The sequence below is a fragment of the Bacillus sp. JJ1521 genome, from assembly GCF_036965165.1.
Taxonomy (GTDB): domain Bacteria; phylum Bacillota; class Bacilli; order Bacillales; family Bacillaceae_L; genus Ferdinandcohnia.
In genome coordinates this window covers 1-6,159 of record NZ_JBALOX010000106.1, presented here as the reverse complement: position 1 = coordinate 6,159, position 6,159 = coordinate 1, and the positions used below count along the sequence as shown (strand labels likewise).

Genomic DNA, 6,159 nt, shown 5'->3' with positions numbered 1-6,159 from the left:
CTCTAAAACCAAGAACATACCCAGAACGTGATCAATTACCTGAAATTGTTATGGAAACTATAAAATCTATAGCGAATCAAACAGAACTATCTATCCTACACACATTACTTAGCAGGGACATAAAAGACTTTAAATTAGCAAAATTCCAAGTCAGAGCAATTGAACAAATGTTAAAAGATTTTAAAACTAAAAGAGACAAAGGATTTATTGTTTGTGCAGGCACAGGTACAGGGAAGACACTTTCATTTTATTTACCAGCCTTAACTAAAATTGCATTGAAAGTGGCCGAAAATGAGTTTTGGACTAAAGCTCTTGCCTTATATCCTCGTAATGAGTTACTAAAAGATCAATTTCTTGAAACATATAATGAAGCACGATTGTTGGATAATTGGATATTACAATACGCTGGTAGAAAATTAAGGATTGGTGCGTATTTCGGACCGACTCCTTTAAAAGCAAATGCTCAAAGTCTACAATATTCTAAATGGAAATATGATAAATCTAAAAAAGCATATGAATGTCCTTATATGTCTTGTCCAGAGTGTGAGACCTCTCCTTTATATTGGTATGATCGAGACCTGAAGGTAGAGAAACAGCGATTAATATGTGGTAATCGCATGTGTTCAAAAGAAATTCATGATGATGAAGTTATGCTAACTCGTTCTTCTATGGATGAACATCCCCCTGATATCCTGTTTACTACAACAGAAATGATGAACCGTATGATGGGGAATTTACAATCTGGAAAAGTAATTGGTGTTGGTGTATCCCGATCCCCTTTTATGATGTTACTAGATGAGGTGCATACCTATGAAGGGATTCATGGTGCACAAGTGTCATATTTATTAAGGCGCTGGCGTAGTGCAGTTTCAGGACCGGTGCATTATACTGGATTATCAGCTACACTTGAAGATGCAGGAATGTTTTTCTCACAATTAGTAGGGTTATATGAAAATCAAGTAACGATTATTGAGCCAAGGGAAGATGAAATGATACCTGAAGGTAAAGAATATCAGCTAATATTACGGGGAGATCCTGTAGCAGGAACCTCTCTATTATCAACAACGATTCAGGCTGTAATGCTAATGCGCCGTATGCTTGATACTGAACAGAGTATTCCATCAGAGGGTATGTTAGGTGAAAGAGTTTTTGTATTTACTGATGACTTAGATGTAACGAATCGACTTTTCCATAACGTGCTGGATGCTGAAGGATATAATTCGTGGGGAAGGTTTAAAAATAAACAAGGTTATCCACTGGCAAGTATAAGAAGCAGTTTACACCCAAACTCTAAAGAACGATTAAAGTCAGGTCAACATTGGCAATCATCTGAAAGAATTGGACATCATTTGGATCAACCTTTACGGATCGGTCGTACAAGCTCCCAAGATACAGGTGTCGGTAATGATCTCGATGTAGTCATCGCCACAGCATCATTGGAAGTCGGATATAATGATTCAAAAGTAGGTGCAGTAATTCAGCATAAAGCACCAATGGATTTAGCCTCTTTCTTGCAACGAAAAGGCCGGGCAGGGAGAAAACGTGAAATGCGTCCGTGGACGATAACTATCTTATCGGATTATGGGCGTGATCGTTTTGTGTATCAAACATACGAACAATTGTTTAATCCACTGTTAGAAAAACGTTCTTTGCCACTAGAAAATCGTTATGTCATTCGTATGCAAGCTGTGTATTGTTTAATTGATTGGATTACGAATGAGTTTAGAGAAAATAGATATACATTTTATGGTAATATATGGGGTGACTTAGCAAAAAGCACTTCAAACTCAATACAAAGAGAGCGACAAATAAATGTTATTAAAATTTTGCGAAAAGTTGTAGAGGATAAAAACTATCGAAATAAATTAAAGGATTATATGCAAAGAGCACTTAAAATTTCAGAAAACGAATTAACTGAAATATTATGGGAACCACCACGCTCAATTATGATGGGAGTTATTCCAACCTTAATAAGGCGACTCGAATCTGACTGGCAAGTGTACAGTAAGTCAAGTTTAAAAAAGGAAACAACAGTAGGGAATGCACCATTACCTGAATTTATTCCATCTAATTTATTCTCGGATCTAAGTCTCCCGGAGGTCTTTATCAATGTTGGATTAGAAAAACCAGAGTCAATGCGAATTGTTCAGGCGCTTACGGCTTTTGCACCTGGGCGTGTTACAAGACGTTTTGGTGTACAATCTGGAAATGACAGTCATTGGGTTGTGCCATCTGACCTTGCCTATGCTAACGGCCATCAGGTAATAAATTTAACAGAGTTTTGTAAAAAATTTGATGAACTAGGTTATTTTACTTACTTTGAGAACGGTAAGGAAAAAAAAATAATGTGTATTCGCCCATATTACTTAATACCGCAACAGATACCAAGAGATATCCTATCGACCTCAAATGCTCACCTTGAGTGGAAAAGTGAATTGTTTCCAAGTAAAAGGATGAGTAAAAGTAAGTCTATAAGTGGGATGAAATTAGATATACCTACTGGTACATCTTGGTCGGATCTACTAACTGAGGTTCAGTTATTTAGTCATAATACGCGTAATCCTGTTATGGTACGTAGATTTGCGACAAAGTCAACTGCATCCATCAAACGTAGTATTAATTATGAAACTGAAGAGTTTCAAAAAACATTTAGCTTTGTGAATGAAGAAGGAGAAGAGATTGCATTAGGCTATTCACAAGAATCAGACGGAATCGTTTTCCGTTATAATATACCAAATGTTGAGTTTTTTGGTTCAAGTGAAATTAATTCGCAAAAGGTTCATGCTTTTAGGACGTCTTATTTCCGTAACCTGTTTATGAATGATTCAAGATTAGACGGAATCGCAAACGACTTCCAAAGAGAACGATTTTCGGAGGTCTATCTATCAATATTGACATCTATCGCATTAAAAGAATCATGCAACCTTAAAGAGGCATATGATATTTTTAAACTTGAAGATTTTTCTTATGAAGTAAACAGTGTATTATCTGTAATCTTTCAGTCATTAGGAGATACAGATACAATGGATGAAGAAGAAAATGAATCTAATCGACAAAGAGTTCATGAATCACTTTTAGCCCTAAGTAAGAATAACATCGTAATGGATGTACTACATGATATAGCCTCTGTTCTTTGGGAACAACCTAATTCAGGATGGTATGAATGGGCAAGAGAGCGTTGGAAGATTACTTTCGCAGCAAGTTTATTAGAAGCGTGTAAAGAAGTAACTAACCAGTTCGATAATAACGATTTAATTTTTGATATCATAGAATCTGAGAATGGTGAAGAGGAGATATGGATTACTGAACAAACTCCGGGTGGTGGGGGAGTTATTGAAGAAGTGGTTTCAAGTTACCAGGAGGATCCACGAAGGTTTTATAGACTGGTGGAGAGTGCCCTAGGTCCATCTGATTATGAACTAATTGATTCTGAAATGGGTCTCACGTTGAACCTTCAACAAAATGATGAAGAAATAAGAGATGTTTTTCAACTATTCAGGCAGTCGGAAAACTATAAAGATTCAATGGCAGCAATTGAAAAGATTCATACTCTTCTTTACGAAAAAGGAGTACTTGTTTCTTACCCAGTTAAAAGTGCAATTTACAATCGAATTCTACGACCTGGTAGCTCAGAAAAATCAGACGAATTACTAGCTTCACTCATGGAGATATGGAAACAAGAAGAATCTCGACTAGGTATAGAAATTGATGCAAGAATCTTTGCATATGTTTTTAGTACAAATGAAAAGGTGTACGAGCAATTTAAAGTGGCTCTTTCTCATATCGATCCATCTGCTCTTCAAAGTTCCAATTGGCGTTATCAATTAATATATGGCTTACTTTGGCCACGAGGTAATCAGATTCGTTCTCGTGCACTTACTGTTTACCACCCGTTTACAAAACTAGCTCCTCCAGATAGGGAACTTGTGCTTGATTATATTTTAAAGGAAAAAATCGTGTCTCTCACTGATAGTGACTGGGAAGAACAAGTTAAATCAGTGCTAAAAAGGAGCGGTGTAGTTAAGTTGAAGGCATCTATTAATGATGAAAAGAAGGCAAAACAAGCTATTCTTGAACTCGCCGCCAATCCTTTGGAAGTAGGTTTCCTTGCTCTTTATCCTCGTGTAGAGGGAATCGAACGCAAAGGGAATGCTTACTATATTTCTCTTGATGTAAGGGAGGTCGTCCAATGACAAAACAAAATATACGATTTATATACACTGTCCATACACAATGGGAAATTAAAGACTTATTACAATCTATTTTTATGGGAGAGTTACTTCGTCCTAGTAAATGTATCTGGTTAGTCTCACCCTGGATTTCAGATATTCAAATAATAGATAATCGATCTAATCAATGCACAACAATAGAACCTGATTGGGCAAGAAAGCAAATCTTGTTAACTGATATAATAACAAAATTAGCTGATTTGGGGTCTGTTATCCGAATTGCTACAAGACAAGATAGGCATAATGATAGATTCCTCTCAGAATTAAAAAGGAAATCAGACAAGTTGAACGAAAAAATTTTCTTTTATGAGAACACCATTCTTCATGAGAAAGGAATACTTGGTGATCATTACTATTTAAGTGGGTCAATGAACCTTACACAAAACGGAATTACATTTACTGAAGAGTCACTCAAGTTTATAACTGATACATCGATGGTTTCAGAAAATCGTATTACGTTTGCTAGTCGCTGGGGAGATGAACATCTATGTTGAATGATCAACAATTTTTAAAGAGGTTTTTTGGTGAAGAAAATAGATATTCTCTTGAATATATAAATAGTGGCCGAGATAATCAAGATAGTCTAAAACCATGGGTCAAGCGCTTGCAAGAAAAAAAAGAAACAGTACTTCCACTATTTGAAGGAAATAGAATCATATGGTATGGAATTACATTTTCAGATGAACAGTTTAATCGTCTTGGAGAAGATCTTGGCTCTTTTATTGGTAGAACGTACTCGTTTTTTGTACCAGTTAGAGCAAATCCCGTAGAGCACCCTATTGATCAAGCTGTAAATGAATTTACAGATGGAAAGTATTTTCGCTTTCAGGGTAATAATAAATCTATTTTTAAGCAATTAGAGTATATGAGAAGTATGTGGGAAGTGCGACCGTATATCGATAAGCACCAAACGATGTCGGTAGGACGATTATTACGAATGTTTTATATGACACTTCAATTGGGTCCATCATATAGAATGAAAGCTGAGAATTATCTTGATGACTTACAAGGCAGGAAGCTATTAAATGCCATTAACATTCTGTTCTTAAGGATCAAGATGCTAGCAGAATATGAAGAATGGGAAGAAATTCTGTCTTTAAGAAGCTTTCCAGATTTGATAAACATGAGACGACCTCTTGCTGTTACCGATGCTCTTCTTCAAGCAATTTATAATGTAGAGTTAAAAAAATATGAGAATACGATCCAACATTTAGTAACAACTTTTGAAAATGAGGTAAATCCTAAGTATGGTTCACTTATCACAACCGGAGGAAGTTTTAAGAGCCCAGAAGCCCTGATTTTGCTCATGTTACATGCGGTAACAGTTAGACAAGATGTTTCAATTGTAAACTCTTTAAAAAAGGTTTCAACAAACGAAGATACAAGAAGTATTTTAGAAAATATTTCTCGACAACTTTTGGTTAAGGAGGAGGAAGCAGAACAGCCAGATGTAGGAATGAGTGGTGTCGATGTAGCACATAATTCAATTCTATTAGGGCAATTTGATTATGCTCTAAGTATATTAAAAGATCTTGATGCATCTTGGAATAGAGCGATGTTATTATTTCAATGTGCATATCAACTTCAATCATTAGAAGCAAGAGAAATTGCATTAGATGCGTTTCATCAACTGTCAAAGGAAGAGCGAAATTCCTTCATTAACATTCGTCAAAATAAAGAATATTTAGATGAAATTACAGAAGGAAATTCAACTAAAGAGACAGGTATTCCAAATGACTGGATGTCATGGTTTGAAAGTCTAGAACATTATTCGGCAATGAAAAACTTCCATCATGCTAGTGAAGGTGCGGACGAGTGGACAATTGAGAAATTATTAGATCCTACTTATCCCATGGATACATTCATTGAACAATTATACTCTTGTTATGATGATGAGCATAAAAAAGAATCACTTTATATCTCATTTCCG

Annotated in this window: 3 protein-coding genes; all 3 read left to right on the top strand. The window is 35.8% G+C overall.

The genetic code is table 11. From position 1 onward, the window contains the following. Positions 1-4,193 (top strand): protein DpdJ (dpdJ, locus tag V7147_RS15275; protein WP_335368700.1); only part of this gene is annotated, 4,193 nt, incomplete at its 5' end. Further along, entirely contained in the window at positions 4,190-4,723 is a 534-nt protein-coding gene (dpdK, locus tag V7147_RS15270; protein WP_335368699.1) for a phospholipase D-like domain-containing protein DpdK, read from the top strand. The genes dpdJ and dpdK, both read left to right, overlap by 4 nt. Next, on the top strand, positions 4,717-6,159 hold a 1,443-nt coding region (locus tag V7147_RS15265; protein ID WP_335368698.1), incomplete at its 3' end, for a hypothetical protein. The genes dpdK and V7147_RS15265, both read left to right, overlap by 7 nt.